This is a genomic window from Pseudomonas sp. Root329 (genome assembly GCF_001424925.1).
Classification (GTDB): Bacteria; Pseudomonadota; Gammaproteobacteria; order Pseudomonadales; family Pseudomonadaceae; genus Aquipseudomonas; species Aquipseudomonas arabinosi.
The window spans coordinates 176,031-194,096 of the sequence record NZ_LMCV01000034.1 but is presented as its reverse complement, the minus strand read 5'-3'; the positions used below and the strand labels follow the sequence as shown (position 1 = coordinate 194,096).

The window sequence follows — 18,066 nt, the reverse complement described above, 5'->3', positions numbered from 1 at the left end:
AACACTATGAGCGCAAAAGTCTGGCTGGTGGGTGCGGGTCCTGGCGATCCGGAATTGTTGACCCTCAAGGCCGTGCGGGCGTTGAGCGAAGCGGATGTGGTGCTGATCGATGACTTGGTCAACGACGCGGTGCTGGAGCATTGCCCGCGGGCGCGGATCATTCCCGTGGGCAAGCGCGGCGGCTGTCGCTCCACACCTCAGGCATTCATTCATCGCCTGATGCTGCGTTATGCCCGCCACGGAAAATGCGTGGTGCGCCTCAAGGGCGGTGATCCGTGCATTTTTGGCCGGGGCGGTGAAGAGGCGCAGTGGCTGCGTGAACATGGGGTCGAAGTGGAACTGGTCAACGGCATCACCGCCGGGCTTGCCGGCGCAACGCAATGCGATATTCCGTTGACCCTGCGGGGCGTTGCTCGCGGCGTGACACTAGTCACCGCCCACACTCAGGATGGCAGCAGTCTGAACTGGCAAGCCCTGGCCCAAGGTGGCACGACGCTGGTGGTGTATATGGGTGTCGCAAAACTGAGCGAGATACGTGAGCAGTTGCTCGCCGGAGGAATGGCGGCGGATACACCGGTGGCAATGATCGAAAACGCTTCCCTGCCACACCAACGGGAATGTCGGAGCGACCTGACGGCGATGGAAGAAGATGCCTACGCCTTTGAGTTAAAAAGCCCGGCCATCCTGGTCATCGGAGCTGTCGCGGCCCGTGCAGAAGTATCTCTGTCGGTATCTGATTTTCCCGCGAATGCGGTCAATCGGTCAGCCTGACTCTCCCCGCTTCAACCCTGCCTTCATCAAATCGCAGACAAAGAAAAGCCCGGCCTAAGCCGGGCTTTTCAGAGCTGCGCGCTAATTACTTAGCGTTAGCTTCAACCTTCGCTTCTACGCGACGGTTTACAGCGCGGCCAGCGTCAGTGGCGTTGTCAGCAACTGGACGGGACTCGCCGTAGCCAACAGACTGAACGCGGGACGACTGAACACCGTACTGGTTGGTCAGAACTTGCTTAACGGCGTTTGCACGACGCTCGGACAGTTTCTGGTTGTAAGCGTCAGGACCGACGGAGTCAGTGTGACCTTCAACAACAGTAGTGGTCGATGGGTACTGCTTCATGAAGTCAGCGAGGTTTTTGATGTCGCCGTAGCTGTTAGGCTTGACTACCGACTTGTTGAAGTCGAATTTCACGTCCAGCTCAACACGAACAACTTCAGCAACTGCTGGGCAGCCGTCAGCGTCAACAGTTACGTTGGCTGGGGTGTCCGGGCACTTGTCAACGTTGTCGCACACGCCATCGTTGTCGCTGTCGGAGCAGACTTCAGCCGGTGCTTGAACTGGAGCAGCAGCAGGCTTGGAGCCGCCACCGAAGTTCACACCGATACCGACGCTTGGAGCCCACTCGGTGTCGCCCTGGTCGATGTTGTATTGAGCTTCAACGCCAGCACGGGCGTAGAAGTTCTCGGTGAAGTACAGCTTGGCACCGCCGCCAACGTTGGCGAAAGTGGAACGGTTACGACCGCCACCGCCGTTCTGGCCAATGCTCTGGTCCGAGAAACCGGCAGAAACGTATGGACGAACCATGTCGCCTGGGTTGTTGAAGTGGTACAGAGCGTCCAGAGCGGTATCAGCGCCCTTAACGTTACGACCGTCATCGGAACGCACGTTGTGCACTTCGTCGTAAGCCAGACGCAGTTCAACGTCGTCGGTGATGAAGTAGCCTACGGAAGCGCCAAACAGGTTGCCGTTGTTTTTGAAGTCACGATCGCTGTCGTACTGTTCTTTCTTGGCGAAGCCTTCGATTTCAACTGCGCCTTGGCCTTGTGCCAGCGCGCCGAACGAAGTAGCGGCAATAAGAGAACCAATGGCAAAGCCCAAGGTGTTTTTCAGTTTCATCCGTTAAATCCCCATCTGGTGATTGTGAAGCAGTCCCGCAAACCGGGGGACAACTCGGCGGCAAGTCTATCAGAACTTGCCTACACGTAAGAGATATTTGCGCCGAACTAAGTTTCAGCAATGCCTGCAAATTTCTCACGCAATTTATCTAGAGCACGTTTGTAACGCATTTTTGTCGCACTCAAACCCATGTGCATGATATCCGCGATCTCTTGAAATTCCAGCTCTGCGACAAATCGTAGCACCAGAATTTCACGGTCAATCGGGTTCACATACACTAACCAGCGATCAAGTCCACCCTTGTCCTCAGGTTTCGGCGCCTTTTCTTCAGACGCTTCCTCGAGGGGGTCCAGACTCAAAGCATCCATCAAGCGACGCTTTCGCCGTTCTTTCCGATACTGCGTGATGCACTCGTTGTACGTGATGCTATATAGCCATGTCTTGAACTTCGATTTGCCCTCGAAGTTCTTCAGGCCATACAGCACCTTCAACATCACTTCCTGACAGACATCGTCTGCGTCACGATCGTTCCCAAGATACCGTGCGCAGACGTTAAACAATGTTCGCTGGTAACGCCGCATCAGTTCTTCATAGGCGCGCGTTACGTGAAACAGCTCGGTATGCGAGCGCGCGACCAACTCCTCATCAGAGAGCTCGCGGGGGTCGTAGCGCGTGGACAGCGATTGAGCTTTATTCAAAACAAGTCGGGCCGACAGTCAGGTCAATGTCCGCCGCAGCCCTTACAGGGCATTTTGCGGCGGCATACATTAGCAGGGTTTGCCGGGTTAGCGGCTACTCACATGCTGCTCCAGGAGGATCCGATTGGAGAGAGAGACTAGCTCACCCTCATCGGTCAGCAATGTGGTCTTAACCGTGCCGATCTCTTCGATCTGGCCTTCGACCTCGCCAACACGTACTTGTTGCCCAACCTGATACAACTCACGCACATAGATCCCCGCAAGAATCTGACCGGCAATTTCCCGGCTTCCCAACCCCATGGCCAGCGCAACCGCCAGACCAACGGTAATCAATACAATCACAATCACGTGGTTGAGCAGGTCAGTCTTGACCTCCAACTGGCTGATTGCGACCGAAATACTGATGATAATCACCAGGCCCTGGGCAATTCTCCCCAGGCCCGCAGCGTAATCCAGTCCTACGCCCTCTGCCGCACCCCGCACCAGCCCATTGGCCAATTGTGCGAGCAATACACCCACCAGCAACACCAGCGCGGCGCCGAATACTTTCGGCAAATACAGCGCAAGCATATCGAGCGTAGCCGAAACTCGCTCAAGTCCAAGGGATTCTGCGGCAGAAACCAGAAAAATCAGCAGAACGAACCAATAGACAATCTTGCCAATCAAGGTAGATATCGGCACTTGAAGGCCGGCCCGGGACAGCAATTTTGTCAGACCGGTACCGCCCATCAGGCGATCGAGCCCCAGCTTGGCGAGCAACTTGGACAACAAAGTGTCCAAAAGTTTCGCAACGACGAAACCTAACAGCAACACAACCAGTGCGCCGAACAGGTTCGGGATGAAATTTGCAACCTTGGTCCATAACGCAGTCATTGCAGTGACAAGGCTCTGAGTCCAGAGATCAAGTTCCATATTCAATCAGCCTTATCAGCAGTGCGAACGGTAGGTTTACGGTGACGGGAAACCGGAGCGACATGGGCCGATCCGTTATTCAAGGCAATCATCAGCGCGGGCAACCAGCGGCCCAGCAGGCTGAACAGATCACCGGCGCCGACCTGGCGGTTGGCGGTTTTCAGTACACGCCCAAGGCACGCATCGTCGTCCCGGGTGGACGGTGATGCCTTGAGCATGTCACGCAAAGACTGTTCAAACGGATCGTGCATACGCACCTCTCGTGATGTCTGTGAAAGACGCGATCAAATTTGCTCGGGTCACATGGCTCACCCTCAGACCCAGCGCAAACGTCGGAATAACCACCACTGCCCCAGCGCGACCGAGACCATAATCAGACACGCGATCAGGAAGCCATAGGGGCTTGCAGAGAACGGAATCCCGCCGACATTGATACCTAAAAGACCCGTCAGAAAACTCATCGGCAAAAAGATCCCGGTGATGATTCCGAAACGGTACATCGTGCGGTTCATGCGCACGCTCAAACGTCTATCTTCGGCCTCGAGGACCAACCCCACCCGCTCCCGGGTCAATTCCAGCTCCTCGAGATAACGAGTCAGGCTGTTGTTCAATTCGTTCCAGTAATCACCGTCGTCTTCGACGAACCAAGGCAGTTTTATCCGTGTCAGCTGCCCGAATATTTCCCGCTGCGGCGCAAGAAAACGTTTCAGCGCAGCGGCCCTGCGACGGATCTGCAAAATGGCTCCATGCTCGGGTGTATACCGTTCGTCGGCATCCAGCTTTTCTTCTTCCTCATCGACCACTTCCGAGAGGCAACTGACCAGATCCTGCACCTTGTTGGTGAGGTATTGCGCCATATAAAGGATGAGTTCTGACGCCGTTTTCGGTCCTTTGCCTTCGGCGAGTTGCACCAGCAAATCATCGGTGGCGCGCAACGGACGCAAACGCAGAGAAATAACCCGCTGGGCCGACGCAAAAATCCGCACCGAGACCATGTCTTCCGGCTCGGCGCCCGGGTTCAGGTTGACCCCACGCAAAAATAGCAGCAGTTCGCTGTCCGAAAGCTGTAAAAGACGCGGTCGGGTATTTTCTTCAAGTAAAAGATCACAGCTGAATTCGCTCAGACCGCTGGATTTTCGCAACCAGGTCTGGGTTTGCGGGTGACTGCGATCCCAGTGCAGCCACAGGCTTTCATGGGCCTGCAGCTGCAAGGCATCGAGTTCAGTCCGGGCTATCGAACGCGCACCGCCTTTACCGTCCAGCACCAGGGCATGCACCAGCCCCCACTGCGCGTTTTCTTCCTCGAACATCCTCACCCCTTTGTTGGTGTAGCGCTTTATTCAGGCATTTTCAGCGGGCTTGGCGAGATGATCACGCCGTTATTGTCCGCGTAGATGTAATGGCCTGGATGGAACGTCACGCCAGCAAAGGTCACGGCTACGTTGAGATCGCCAACACCGCGTCTGTCGGTTTTCATCGGGTGGCTGGCCAGGGCCTGAACCCCCAGGTCGGTTTGCGCGATGACGTCGACGTCACGAATGCAACCGTAGATTACCAGCCCTTCCCAACCGTTTTTCGCGGCCTTCTCGGCGATCATGTCGCCCAGCAGCGCACGACGCAGGGAACCGCCACCGTCGACCACCAGCACCTTGCCATTACCCTTGAGTTCGGCTTGTTCCTTGACCCGCGAGTTGTCTTCGAAGCATTTGATGGTCACGATTTCGCCGCCGAAAGAATCACGGCCACCGAAATTGTTGAACATCGGTTCCAGCACCTGCACCAGCTCCGGATAGGCGTCGCACAGGTCAGGCGTGAGGTAATGATTCATCGAGAAACTCCTGTAAAGAGGAAGACAATCGAGGGTGTCGAAACGTGACCAGAACAGCTCAATGCGTCATATCTTAGCCGCTAGCCGAACAGAGCGAAATGCCCTTGTTAGAGCATCAGGCTCAGACCGCCGCGGCCAGATCCGGTTTTTCACCCAGCAATGGCGTTTGCTGATCTGCCAACCAGCGCGCCACCAGCGGCCAGACTTCAGTCTGGGCGGCTTTGCTGACGAGCATCTCCACATGACCGAAATTATCGCCAAAGCCCTGATCGCGACCCAGGCTGATGAATTGCTTATGCTCGGAACCCACTTGATCGAACAGCTTGCGACAAGCCCAGGTCGGGTCCTGATGGTCACCTGCGGCACTCACGGCCAATACCGGTAACTGAACGTCGGCCAATCCGGCCCACCAATCCTTGTCGGCATCGCCGAAGCGCCCGAACAGGCCATGCCAGCGCATGCTTTCCAGGGCCAGGCCAATGGGCTCGTCCTCCGGGCCGCGCTTGAGCCGTGAACCGGACAACTGGGCAAAGCGTTTGAGAATGAAGCGCCCGCTCCACTCCACCGGCGGAATCTTCAACGGCCAGTAGGTGCGACTGATTTGCGTACCGAAAAACGCCGCGGAAGCCACCACCGGTTCGCCGATGTACTCACCACCCAGCGCCGCCGCCAGGGTAATCCCGCCCAGCGAGTGGCCGATCCAGTGCGGGATCTGGCCGCTCTGCTCGCGCACGAACGCGCCAATGGCCGGCAAATCGTAACGGGCGTAGTCGGCAACGCGGTTCTTGCGGTAGTTCTGGTTACGCTGGGACAGGCCATGTCCACGCATTTCGGGAATCCATACATCGAATCCCAGACGCGTCAGATAGGCGCCCAGTCCAAGCCCCTTTGGGGAGAACCAGAACCGGCGATTGGAAAAGCTGCCGTGAAGCAAAATAACCGGAACGCCACGCGCGTCTGAGCCATCCGCCATGCCCAGGCGCGTCACAGCCAGTTCGACGGTGCCGTCAGGGCTGTTGCCGGGTTTCAGACGATAGACGTCTTCGCTCAGATCGCCGCGCCGCTCGGCGCTGATCAGAGCGACAGGAAATAGGTTGCTGCTGCTTTGCATAATGCTCTTGCACAAAAAAGGGCGGCTTCCAGAGGAGCCCGCCCTACTTGATTCTTAAAGCCTCGGCCACTTGACCGAGGCTTCATTCACATCAAGCCGAAGCTTGACCTTCAGCCAGGAAGAACCAGGTTTCCAGTACGGAATCGGGGTTCAACGAAACGCTTTCGATGCCCTGCTCCATCAGCCATTTGGCCAGATCAGGGTGGTCCGAAGGACCCTGACCGCAGATGCCGATGTACTTGCCAGCCTTGTTGCAGGCCTGAATCGCGTTGGCCAGCAGCTTCTTGACCGCCGGATTACGCTCGTCGAACAGGTGCGCGATGATCCCGGAGTCGCGGTCCAGGCCCAGGGTCAGCTGGGTCAGGTCGTTGGAACCGATCGAGAAGCCGTCGAAGAACTCGAGGAATTCTTCGGCGAGGATCGCGTTGGACGGCAGTTCGCACATCATGATGATGCGCAGACCGTTTTCGCCGCGCTTCAGACCGTTCTCCGCCAACAGGTCGATGACCTGGCTGGCTTCGCCCAGTGTACGGACGAACGGCACCATGATTTCGACGTTGGTCAGGCCCATCTCGTTGCGCACGCGCTTGAGGGCGCGGCACTCGAGTTCGAAGCAGTCACGGAACGATTCGCTGATGTAACGCGAAGCGCCACGGAAGCCCAGCATCGGGTTTTCTTCTTCCGGCTCGTAGAGCTTGCCGCCGATCAGGTTGGCGTATTCGTTGGACTTGAAGTCCGACAGACGCACGATGACCTTTTTCGGGGTGAACGCAGCGGCCAAGGTGCTGATGCCTTCAACCAGCTTCTCGACATAGAAACCGACCGGATCGTCGTAGCCGGCAATGCGTTTGTCGACGCTGTCCTTGATGTCCTGCGGCAGCCCGGCGTAATTCAGCAGCGCTTTCGGGTGAACACCGATCATGCGGTTGATGATGAACTCCAGACGGGCCAGGCCCACACCGGCGTTCGGCAACTGTGCGAAGTCGAAGGCGCGGTCCGGGTTGCCGACGTTCATCATGATCTTGAACGGCAGATCAGGCATGGCATCGACGGAGTTTTTCTTGATGTCGAAGCCCAGTTCGCCTTCGAAGATGTAACCGGTGTCGCCTTCAGCGCAGGACACAGTCACACCCTGACCGTCTTTCAACAGCTGGGTGGCATTGCCGCAACCGACCACGGCCGGGATGCCCAGCTCGCGAGCGATGATCGCCGCGTGGCAAGTACGGCCGCCACGGTTGGTGACGATGGCGCTGGCGCGCTTCATGACCGGTTCCCAGTCCGGGTCGGTCATGTCGGAGACCAGAACGTCGCCTGGCTGGACCTTGTCCATCTCGGACACGTCCTTGATGATGCGGACCTTGCCGGCGCCGATGCGCTGGCCGATGGCGCGACCTTCAACCAGCACGGTGCCGGTTTCTTTCAACAGGTAGCGTTCCATGACGTTGGCCGAGGTACGGCTCTTCACGGTTTCAGGACGGGCCTGAACGATGTAGAGCTTGCCGTCGTCGCCGTCTTTGGCCCACTCGATGTCCATCGGGCACTTGTAGTGCTTTTCGATGATCATCGCTTGCTTGGCCAGTTCGCTGACTTCGGCGTCGCTCAGGCAGAAGCGTGCGCGATCAGCCTTGTCGACGTCGATGGTCTTGACCGATTTACCGGCCGTGGCGACTTCGCCGTAGATCATCTTGATGGCTTTGCTGCCCAGGTTGCGACGCAGGATGGCCGGACGACCGGCTGCCAGCGTGCCTTTGTGGACGTAGAACTCATCCGGGTTCACCGCGCCTTGTACGACGGTTTCACCCAGGCCGTAGGCGCCGGTGATGAACACCACGTCACGGAAGCCCGATTCGGTATCGAGGGTGAACATCACGCCGGCGGTGCCGGTTTCGGAGCGGACCATGCGCTGCACGCCGGCCGACAGGGCAACCAGCTTGTGGTCGAAGCCCTGGTGGACGCGGTAGGAAATCGCGCGGTCGTTAAACAGTGAAGCGAACACCTCTTTGGCGGCGCGAATAACGTTTTCGACACCACGGATGTTCAGGAAGGTTTCCTGCTGACCGGCGAAGGAAGCGTCCGGCAGGTCTTCGGCGGTAGCGGAAGAGCGCACGGCCACGGCCATGTCAGGGTTGCCGGCCGACAGCGTGGCGAACGCGGTACGGATCTCGGCGTTGAGCTTCTCGGGGAATTCGGCTTCCATGATCCATTGACGGATCTGGGCGCCGGTCTTGGCCAGGGCATTGACATCGTCGACGTCCAGGGCGTCGAGGGCGGCGTGGATCTGATCGTTCAGGCCGCTCAGCTCGAGAAAATCACGATAAGCCTGAGCTGTCGTGGCGAAGCCACCGGGCACCGATACACCGGCACCTGCAAGGTTACTGATCATCTCGCCCAGGGATGCGTTCTTGCCCCCTACGTGCTCTACATCATGGACGCCGAGCTTATCGAGGGAAACTACGTACTCTACCAAGGTGATCTCTCCACTAACTGTGTTGGAAAAGCTCAGAAGCCGGCTGCTCGTAAGGAGCGTTTGCCGGCTGTATGGCCTGGACCTGGAAAATAAGTGAGAATGCAGGCCACTGGCGGCCGGCAAATCGCGCCTATCATATCCAAGATTCGTCACTAGCTTAAGGCCCAAGGTGCAAATGAAACGATCTGCTTTCTTTATCTCCGATGGCACCGGCATCACAGCCGAGACCCTCGGCCAAAGCCTCCTGGCGCAGTTCGAAAACATTACCTTCAGCAAATTCACGCGGCCATACATCGACAACGTGGATAAAGCGCGGGCCATGGTACAACAAATCAACAAAGCCGCCGAAACCGACGGCTTTCGGCCGATCATCTTCGACACCATTGTCAATCAGGACATCCGTGAGATCCTCGCAACGTCCAATGGTTTCATGATCGACATTTTCTCGACCTTTCTGGCGCCTCTTGAACAGGAATTGACCGAGCATTCTTCCTACACCGTCGGCAAGTCCCACTCGATTGGCAGCAACTCCAATTACATGGAGCGGATCGAGGCGGTGAACTTCGCCCTCGACAACGACGACGGTGCGCGCACGCATTATTACGACAAGGCGGACCTGATCCTAGTGGGCGTGTCGCGTTGTGGTAAGACGCCGACGTGTCTGTACATGGCCATGCAATTCGGCATCCGCGCGGCCAACTATCCGCTGACCGAAGACGACATGGAACGCCTGCAACTGCCAGCCACCCTGCGTGCCCACCAGCACAAACTGTTCGGCCTGACCATCGACCCGGACCGCCTCACCGCGATCCGCAACGAACGCAAGCCCAACAGCCGCTATTCGAGCTACGCCCAGTGCGAATTCGAAGTGCGTGAGGTGGAGAATTTGTTCCGCCGCGAGAACATCCCGCACATCAATTCCACGCATTTTTCGGTGGAAGAAATTTCCGCGAAGATTTTGGTGGAGAAAGGCGTGGAGCGGCGGTTCAAGTAGTTCTTTAGCGCCTGCCCGGCCGCCTTCGCGAGCAAGTCGAATCGTCGCACCGCCGCTCCCACATTGGAACTCTGTCGTACACAAATTTTGTGTTCACTGAAGATCACCTGTGGGAGCGGGCTTGCTCGCGAAGAACGATTACACGGTCTCCCTGAGTGCCCCCGCCAACGCTTCAAACCCTTGAAGCAACAACCGATCATCCCCCACCGAATTACAAACACTCGCCCTGACGAACTGCGGCACCGCCCCATGCCCGACCGCAAACGCTTCAGCGGTGGCGATCAGATAATTATTCGCCTTAAGCTCCTCAGCAATCTGCGAGGCCCGCCACGGTTCGGGAACTTCGATCCAGAAGTGCGGGCTATGGGAATGGGTTTTGTACGCCAAGCCCCCCAGCACACCACTCACCAACGCCTTGCGCCGACCGATCTCGGCAATCTGCTGGCCCAGCAACTGCTCGGCAATGCCGTTTTCTATCCACAGGCTCGCCACCTCCAGCGACAACGGGCTGGCCATCCAGCACGTCCCGCGCACTGCTGCGCTCAAGCGTCCGATCAACGGTTGCGGCGCATGCAGGTAACCGACTCGCAAACCCGCCGAAACCGCCTTGCTCAGGCTGCCGATCAGCACTGAACGCTCCGGGGCGAAATGGCTCAAGGGTAACGGTCGCTGTTGAGCCAACACCGCGTGGGCTTCGTCTTCAAAGATCAACAGATTGTGCTGCCGACAGACCTCTGCGATCGCCTCCCTCCGTGCGACGGACATCACGGCAGCCGTAGGATTCTGGATCGTCGGCGTGCAATACAGCGCCGACACACGATGGTTGCGGCAAACATCCTCCAGGGCATCGGGCATCAGTCCTTCATCATCCATCCCGACACCGATGAGTTTTATCCCTAGCTGGCGTGCGACGCTGATCAGCCCCGGGTAGGTCAGGTGCTCCGTCACCAACGTATCGCCCGCCTTGAGCAACCCCATCAAGGCACACAACAGACCGTGCTGGCCGCCGTTCACGCAAACGATCTGCTCGACGGTCGGGACAAACTCTTTATGCCTGAGCCAGTGCGCGCCCGCCGCACGGTAGCGTAGCAATCCAGCCTCGGCGCTGTAGCCCCCGAGGTGTTGCAACGCCTCAGGATCAAGGGACAACGCTTGCAGGCTCTGACTCAAAAAAAGCGCTTCCTGCCCCGGAATCGGTTGATTGCGGCTCATGTCAAAAAACGCCCGCGGCTCATCGCTGACATTGCGAAAGCCACCATCCCGCGATCGCTCCATCCCGCGCTGACGCACATACGTGCCGTCTCCTACGCGCGCGACCACCAATCCCACACGTTCGAGTTCACCGTAAGCGCGGCTGATGGTACCGATGGTCACGCCGAGGCTATCCGCCAACAACCGATGAGGCGGCAATTTGCAGCCGGGCTCGATCAGCCCTTCAGCGATGCCTTTTTCGATCCCGTCGGCGAGGCGTTTGTATTTCACCCCCAGACCGTTCGCCAGACCGTCGCGCAGGATTGACACCATGGCAATACTTGTTTTGACAGTCATTGCAGCCCCGAATAGCGTGCTTAAAACAGGTTCAATCAGGGATAGACCTTTTGCAGATGAAGGTCAATTCCGACGATAAAAGGAGTCCGATCATGTCGATTGCCATCAGCGCACCTTCACGTACTGCCAAACCCTGGCTCGCCGCCCTGATCACCAGCGTGTTGTTTCTGATCGTGTGTCTGAGTTGGGGCACCACATGGCTCGGGATCAAGATTGCCGTTGAAAGCGTGCCGCCGCTGACTGCTGGCGGCCTGCGGTTCCTGATCGCTTTTCCGTTATTTCTCGGCTTCGCCCTGATCCGTCGTGAACCGCTGCTGTTTCCCAAGGAAAGCCGCTGGTTCTTTGTCTTCGTTACGCTGTCGTATTTCAGCCTGCCGTACTACTTGCTCAACTACGGCGAGATGCACGTTTCGTCCGGCCTGACGGCACTGCTGTTCAGCTGCATGCCGGTGTTCATCCTGCTGTTTTCCGCGCTGTTTCTGCGGGAGAAAATCTACCCCTCGCAAGTACTCGGCATCGCCATCGGTTTCGGCAGCCTGTTCATGATCATCCGCAGCCAAGGGCTGCATCTGGACCATGCCGAATTGTTCGGGGTGTTGGCGATTCTCTGCGCCGCGGTGATGCATGCGCTGTGTTACGTGGTGACGAAAAAACACGGCACGGCGATCAGCGTCATCACCTACAACACGCTGCCAATCGGCATCGCCGGGCTGATGCTGTTTGTCGCCGGATTGAATGTCGAAGCACCGGTGTTCGAAGCCATCACCGCGCGGTCGTGGAGCGCCCTGCTCTATCTGGGGCTGGTGGCGTCGGTGGGCGGGTTTATCGTTTACTTCCTGCTGCTCAAGCGGCTGAGCCCGATCATTCTGTCGTTTGTGTTCATCATTTTTCCGGTGTTCGCGGTGATCATCGGTGCCTGGTACGAGGGGCAAACCTTGTCCCGGGAACTGATGATGTACTCGGCGATTTTGCTGACGGGGTTTGCGATCACCAAATTGCCTGTGGAAAAGTGGCTCATCGGCAAAAAAGCAAACCCCTAGGCGACGGTCAGATCACAAACAAATCCACGAACCGATTCACCGGTGTCGCCTCAAGCGCTGCCTGATCCTTGCACAACGCAAAGATCTCGGCGCTGCGCTGGGCGGTGAAGCGGGTCGCCAGGTTGGCCTTGAACTTGTCTTCAAGCAGCGGAATGCCGTCGGTGCGACGACGGCGATGGCCGATAGGGTATTCCACCAACACGTTCTCGGTGCTGGAGCCATCCTTGAAGAACACCTGTATCGCGTTGGCGATGGAGCGTTTGTCGGCCTCCAGGTATTCGCGGGTGTAGCGCGGGTCTTCGACGATGACCATTTTTTCGCGCAGCACGTCGATGATCGGGTGCGCCGCGTGGAAGTCGTCCTCGTACTGCTCGGCCACCAGATTGCCGAACGCCAGCGGCACGGCAGTCATGTACTGAATGCAATGGTCGCGGTCCGCAGCGTTGGCCAGCGGGCCGACCTTGGAGATGATGCGGATCGCCGATTCATGGGTGGTGATGACGATTTTGTCGATTTCGTGCAGGCGATTTCTGACTTGTGGATGCAGAGTCACCGCCGCTTCGCAGGCCGTTTGCGCGTGGAATTCGGCGGGGAAGCTGATTTTGAACAGCACGTTTTCCATCACGTAGCTGCCGTACGACCGGGAGAAGCTGAACGCGCGTTTGTCTTCGGGTTTGAGCGCCAGGTCGATGTTGGTGTGGCTGAACAGCACGTCGTAGAAGCCCCATTGTTTGGCGGTCAGTACGCCGGGGATGCCCATTTCGCCACGCATCGCGATGTCCGCCAGACGCACGCCACGGCTGGACGCATCGCCGGCCGCCCAGGATTTACGCGATCCGGCATTCGGCGCATGTCGGTAGGTGCGCAGCGCCTGACCGTCGGCGAAGGCGTGGGACAACGCGGACAACAACTGCTCACGATTGGCGCCCATCAGCTTGGCGGTGACAGCGGTCGAGGCGACTTTCACCAGAATGACGTGATCCAGGCCTACGCGATTGAAGGAGTTCTCCAGCGCGATCACGCCCTGGATTTCGTGAGCCATGATCATGGCTTCGAGCACAGCGCGAACGGTCAGCGGCGCATCGCCATTGGCGAGGCGTTTTTGCGACAAGTGGTCCGCCACCGCGAGAATGCCGCCGAGGTTATCGGACGGATGGCCCCATTCGGCCGCGAGCCAAGTGTCGTTGTAGTCGAGCCAGCGGACGATGCAACCGATGTCCCACGCCGCTTTGACCGGGTCGAGGCGATAGCTGGTGCCGGGGACGCGCGCGCCGAACGGGACGACGGTGCCTTCCACCATGGGGCCGAGGTGTTTGGTGCACTCGGGGAAGCGCAGGGCCAGCAGGCCACAGCCCAACGTGTCCATCAGGCAGTTGCGGGCGGTGTCGAGGGCTTCGGCGGATTGGGTCTTGAAGTTGAGGACGTAGTCGGCAATGTCCTGCAGGACCGTGTCGTAGTCGGGGCGGTTGTTCTGGTCGACGTTGGTGCTCATGTTCGATTCACTCTTGAAGTGGTTCGTTGATGGGACCTCGGTTCAGGTTAAATCTCAGTCAGTAACAAAATTCTTATTTTGAAATGCAATCAAACTGTGGGAGCGGGCTTGCTCGCGAAGACGGCGGCACATCCGACATCAATGCAAGCTGACACACTGCTTTCGCGAGCAAGCCCGCTCCCACATGGGTTCGGTGTCGGGATCAGAAAGAATCGCCGGGAATACGGACAAACCCTTCCATCAACACCCGCGCACTGCGGCTCATGATGGCTTTTTTCACGGTCCATTCACCGTTCACCTGGCTCGCCTCAGCCCCCACGCGCAACGTGCCGGACGGATGCCCGAAACGCACAGCATTGCGCTCAATACCACCCGCTGCGAGGTTCACCAACGTGCCGGAAATCGCCGCCGCCGTACCAATCGCCACCGCCGCCGTGCCCATCATCGCGTGGTGCAATTTGCCCATGGACAGCGCCCGCACCAGCAGATCGACATCGCCCGCCGCAATCGCTTTGCCACTCGAAGCAACGTAGTCCGCAGGCTTGGCCACAAAAGCAACCTTAGGCGTGTGCTGACGCTTGGCCGCTTCGTCCAGATCCTTGATCAGGCCCATGCGCAGTGCGCCGTAAGCCCGAATGGTTTCAAACATCAGCAGCGCTTTCGGATCACCGTTGATCGCACCTTGCAGCTCGGTGCCGGTGTAACCGATGTCTTCGGCATTGACGAAAATCGTCGGAATACCGGCATTGATCATGGTCGCCTTGAAGGTCCCGACGCCAGGTACTTCGAGGTCATCGACCAAGTTGCCGGTAGGAAACATCGAACCACCGCCACCCTCTTCTTCCGCTGCCGGATCCATGAATTCGACCTGCACTTCAGCGGCTGGAAAGGTCACGCCGTCGAGTTCGAAATCACCGGTTTCCTGCACTTCACCATTGGTGATCGGCACGTGAGCGATGATGGTCTTGCCGATGTTGGCCTGCCACACACGAACCACGGCAACGCCGTTGTGCGGGATGCGACTGGCGTCCACCAGACCGTTGCTGATGGCGAACGAACCGACCGCCGCCGACAGGTTGCCGCAGTTGCCGCTCCAGTCGACGAAAGGCTTGTCGATGGACACCTGACCGAACAGGTAATCGACATCGTGATCGGCCTTGATGCTTTTCGACAGGATCACGGTTTTGCTGGTGCTGGAGGTCGCGCCGCCCATGCCGTCGATTTGCTTGTCGTACGGGTCGGGGCTGCCGATCACGCGCAGCAACAAGGCATCGCGCGCAGGCCCTGGAACCTGTGCCGCTTCGGGCAGGTCTTTCAGGCTGAAGAACACGCCTTTGCTGGTGCCGCCACGCATGTAGGTGGCGGGGATTTTAATTTGAGGGGCGATTTGAGGTGCGTGAGCCATGGTGCTCCTTCAAAGCAGACACGGGACTCAACATCCCGTGTCCGCACGTCGTGATTTAGACGGCTACTGCCGATTCAAGGAAGTCCTGAGCGAAGCGTTGCAGCACGCCGCCCGCCTCATAGATCGACACTTCTTCGGCGGTGTCGAGGCGGCAGGTCACCGGCACTTCGACGCGTTCGCCGTTCTTGCGATTGATCATCAGCGTCAGCTCGGCACGCGGGGTGCGCTCGCCGATCACGTCGTAGGTTTCGCTGCCATCGATGCCCAATGTCTTGCGATCGGTGCCCGGTTTGAACTCCAGCGGCAACACGCCCATGCCCACCAGGTTAGTGCGGTGAATGCGCTCGAAACCTTCGGCCGCAATCGCTTCCACACCGGCCAGACGCACGCCCTTCGCCGCCCAGTCGCGGGACGAACCCTGACCGTAGTCGGCGCCGGCGATGATGATCAGCGGCTGCTTGCGTTCCATGTAGGTTTCGATGGCTTCCCACATGCGCATCACTTGGCCTTCCGGCTCGACGCGAGTCAGCGAACCCTGTTTTACCTTGCCGTTTTCCTGAACCATTTCATTGAACAGTTTCGGGTTGGCGAAGGTGGCGCGTTGCGCGGTCAAGTGATCACCGCGGTGGGTCGCGTAAGAGTTGAAGTCCTCTTCCGGCAAGCCCATTTTCGCCAGGTACTCACCTGCAGCGCTGTCGAGCATGATCGCGTTCGACGGCGACAGGTGATCGGTGGTGATGTTGTCCGGCAGCACTGCCAGCGGGCGCATGCCCTTGAGCGGACGTGCACCGGCCAGCGCGCCTTCCCAGTACGGCGGACGGCGGATGTAGGTGCTCATCTCGCGCCAGTCGTACAGCGGCGTCACTTTCGGACCGGTGTCTTCGTGGATGGCGAACATCGGAATGTAAACCTGACGGAACTGCTCCGGCTTGACCGACGCCTTGACCACCGCGTCGATTTCTTCGTCGCTCGGCCAGATGTCTTTCAGGCGAATTTCCTTACCGTCGACCACACCCAGCACATCTTTTTCGATGTCGAAACGGATGGTCCCGGCGATGGCGTAAGCCACCACCAATGGCGGCGAAGCAAGGAACGCGTTCTTGGCGTACGGGTGGATCCGGCCGTCGAAGTTGCGGTTGCCGGACAACACGGCAGTGGCGTACAGGTCGCGGTCGATGATCTCTTGCTGGATCACCGGGTCCAGCGCGCCAGACATACCGTTGCAGGTGGTGCAGGCGAAGGCGACGATGCCGAAACCGAGTTGCTCCAGCTCAGTGGTCAGGCCGGCTTCGTCCAGGTACAGCGCCACGGTTTTCGAACCCGGCGCCAGGGACGACTTGACCCACGGCTTGCGGGTCAATCCGAGCTTGTTGGCATTGCGCGCCAGCAGGCCGGCGGCGATGACGTTGCGCGGGTTGCTGGTGTTGGTGCAGCTGGTGATGGCGGCGATGATCACTGCGCCGTCCGGCATCTGGCCGGGCACTTCGGTCCACTGGCCGGAGATGCCTTGAGCCGCGAGATCCGAGGTGGCGACGCGGGCGTGCGGGTTGCTCGGGCCGGCCATGTTGCGCACCACCGAAGACAGGTTGAAGGTCAACCCGCGCTCGTATTGCGCGCCTTTCAGGCTGTCAGCCCACAGGCCCGTGGTCTTGGCATATTGCTCTACAAGCTGCACCTGCTCGTCTTCGCGGCCGGTGAGTTTCAGGTAGTCGATGGTCTGCTGATCGATGTAGAACATCGCAGCAGTGGCGCCGTATTCCGGGGCCATGTTGGAAATGGTCGCGCGGTCGCCGAGGGTCAGCGCCGAGGCGCCTTCGCCGAAGAACTCCAGCCACGCGCCGACCACTTTTTGCTGACGCAGGAACTCAGTCAGCGCCAGCACCATGTCGGTGGCGGTGATGCCCGGTTGCAGCTTGCCGGTCAGTTCAACGCCGACGCTTTCCGGCAGACGCATCCACGACGCGCGGCCGAGCATTACGCTTTCCGCTTCCAGACCGCCGACACCGATGGCGATCACGCCCAGTGCATCGACGTGCGGGGTGTGGCTGTCGGTACCGACGCAGGTGTCGGGGAACGCCACGCCGTCGCGCACCTGGATCACCGGAGACATTTTCTCCAGGTTGATCTGGTGCATGATCCCGTTGCCCGGCGGAATCACATCAACGTTCTTGAAGGCCTTTTTGGTCCAGTTGATGAAGTGGAAACGGTCTTCGTTACGACGGTCTTCGATGGCGCGGTTCTTCTCGAACGCCTCTGGATCGAAGCCACCGCGCTCGACGGCCAGGGAGTGGTCGACGATCAATTGCGTCGGCACCACCGGGTTCACTTGCGCCGGGTCGCCACCTTGCAGGGCGATGGCGTCACGCAGGCCGGCGAGGTCGACCAGCGCGGTCTGGCCGAGAATGTCGTGGCACACCACACGGGCCGGGAACCATGGAAAGTCGAGGTCGCGTTTGCGCTCGATGAATTGCTTCAGGGATTCGGTGAGCGTGGCCGGGTCACAGCGACGCACCAGGTTTTCCGCCAGCACGCGGGAGGTGTACGGCAGAGTGTCGTAGGCGCCGGGCTGGATGGCGTCAACAGCCGCGCGGACGTCGAAGTAATCCAGATGGCTGCCGGGCAGCGGTTTACGGAATTCAGTGTTCATCGTCAGGACTCGGTCACGGTAATTTCAAAAGGT

The 18,066-nt window shown here is 58.8% G+C and carries 15 protein-coding genes; 3 read left to right on the top strand and 12 right to left on the bottom strand.

What is annotated here, in order from left to right:
- Window positions 1-6 precede the first annotated feature (6 nt).
- Window positions 7-771: a uroporphyrinogen-III C-methyltransferase gene (gene cobA / locus ASC74_RS22610; protein ID WP_056744221.1), complete on the top strand. Its 765-nt coding sequence runs from the start codon at window positions 7-9 to the stop codon at window positions 769-771.
- An 85-nt stretch (window positions 772-856) separates the two neighbouring features.
- On the opposite strand, the gene ASC74_RS22605 is transcribed toward cobA, so the two are convergent.
- From ASC74_RS22605 to ppsA, 8 genes are all read right to left on the bottom strand, one after another.
- Window positions 857-1,891, bottom strand: a complete 1,035-nt coding sequence (locus ASC74_RS22605; protein ID WP_056744219.1) for an OmpA family protein — start codon at window positions 1,889-1,891, stop codon at window positions 857-859.
- 107 nt (window positions 1,892-1,998) lie between these two features.
- Entirely contained in the window at window positions 1,999-2,589 is a 591-nt protein-coding gene (gene sigX, locus ASC74_RS22600; RefSeq protein WP_008146300.1) for an RNA polymerase sigma factor SigX, read from the bottom strand.
- A gap of 87 nt (window positions 2,590-2,676) precedes the next feature.
- Window positions 2,677-3,501, bottom strand: coding sequence for a mechanosensitive ion channel family protein (locus ASC74_RS22595; RefSeq protein ID WP_008027407.1), 825 nt, complete (start codon window positions 3,499-3,501; stop codon window positions 2,677-2,679).
- A 2-nt stretch (window positions 3,502-3,503) separates the two neighbouring features.
- Entirely contained in the window at window positions 3,504-3,752 is a 249-nt protein-coding gene (locus ASC74_RS22590) for a hypothetical protein (protein WP_008146303.1), read from the bottom strand.
- Between the two features lie 63 nt (window positions 3,753-3,815).
- Window positions 3,816-4,811, bottom strand: a complete 996-nt coding sequence (locus ASC74_RS22585) for a zinc transporter ZntB (RefSeq protein ID WP_056744217.1) — start codon at window positions 4,809-4,811, stop codon at window positions 3,816-3,818.
- Between the two features lie 26 nt (window positions 4,812-4,837).
- Window positions 4,838-5,329, bottom strand: coding sequence for a ribonuclease E activity regulator RraA (gene rraA / locus ASC74_RS22580; protein WP_056744215.1), 492 nt, complete (start codon window positions 5,327-5,329; stop codon window positions 4,838-4,840).
- A 121-nt stretch (window positions 5,330-5,450) separates the two neighbouring features.
- Window positions 5,451-6,440 (bottom strand): alpha/beta fold hydrolase, encoded by a 990-nt coding sequence (locus ASC74_RS22575; protein ID WP_056744213.1) that lies wholly within the window; start codon window positions 6,438-6,440, stop codon window positions 5,451-5,453.
- 91 nt (window positions 6,441-6,531) lie between these two features.
- On the bottom strand, window positions 6,532-8,907 hold the full coding sequence (gene ppsA, locus ASC74_RS22570) for a phosphoenolpyruvate synthase (protein WP_056744211.1): 2,376 nt from the start codon (window positions 8,905-8,907) through the stop codon (window positions 6,532-6,534).
- 175 nt (window positions 8,908-9,082) lie between these two features.
- On the opposite strand from ppsA, the gene ppsR reads away from it, so the two are divergent.
- Window positions 9,083-9,901: a posphoenolpyruvate synthetase regulatory kinase/phosphorylase PpsR gene (gene ppsR, locus ASC74_RS22565; RefSeq protein ID WP_033055694.1), complete on the top strand. Its 819-nt coding sequence runs from the start codon at window positions 9,083-9,085 to the stop codon at window positions 9,899-9,901.
- A 138-nt stretch (window positions 9,902-10,039) separates the two neighbouring features.
- Here ppsR and ASC74_RS22560 read toward each other — a convergent pair whose 3' ends face one another.
- Window positions 10,040-11,449: an aminotransferase-like domain-containing protein gene (locus ASC74_RS22560; protein ID WP_056744209.1), complete on the bottom strand. Its 1,410-nt coding sequence runs from the start codon at window positions 11,447-11,449 to the stop codon at window positions 10,040-10,042.
- Between the two features lie 92 nt (window positions 11,450-11,541).
- Here ASC74_RS22560 and ASC74_RS22555 point away from each other — a divergent pair, with 92 nt between their 5' ends.
- Window positions 11,542-12,489: a DMT family transporter gene (locus ASC74_RS22555; RefSeq protein ID WP_056744207.1), complete on the top strand. Its 948-nt coding sequence runs from the start codon at window positions 11,542-11,544 to the stop codon at window positions 12,487-12,489.
- A gap of 7 nt (window positions 12,490-12,496) precedes the next feature.
- Here the strand turns inward: ASC74_RS22555 and prpD are convergent, their stop codons facing one another.
- The 3 genes from prpD to acnD all read right to left on the bottom strand — a co-directional run bounded on the left by prpD (window position 12,497) and on the right by acnD (window position 18,033).
- Window positions 12,497-13,981, bottom strand: a complete 1,485-nt coding sequence (gene prpD, locus ASC74_RS22550) for a 2-methylcitrate dehydratase (RefSeq protein ID WP_056744205.1) — start codon at window positions 13,979-13,981, stop codon at window positions 12,497-12,499.
- A gap of 202 nt (window positions 13,982-14,183) precedes the next feature.
- Complete coding sequence (gene prpF / locus ASC74_RS22545; RefSeq protein WP_056744203.1) at window positions 14,184-15,386, bottom strand: 2-methylaconitate cis-trans isomerase PrpF; 1,203 nt, start codon at window positions 15,384-15,386, stop codon at window positions 14,184-14,186.
- A 55-nt stretch (window positions 15,387-15,441) separates the two neighbouring features.
- A complete protein-coding gene (gene acnD, locus ASC74_RS22540; protein WP_056744201.1) occupies window positions 15,442-18,033 on the bottom strand; it encodes a Fe/S-dependent 2-methylisocitrate dehydratase AcnD in 2,592 nt (863 codons plus the stop codon).
- Between the last annotated feature and the right edge of the window lie 33 nt (window positions 18,034-18,066).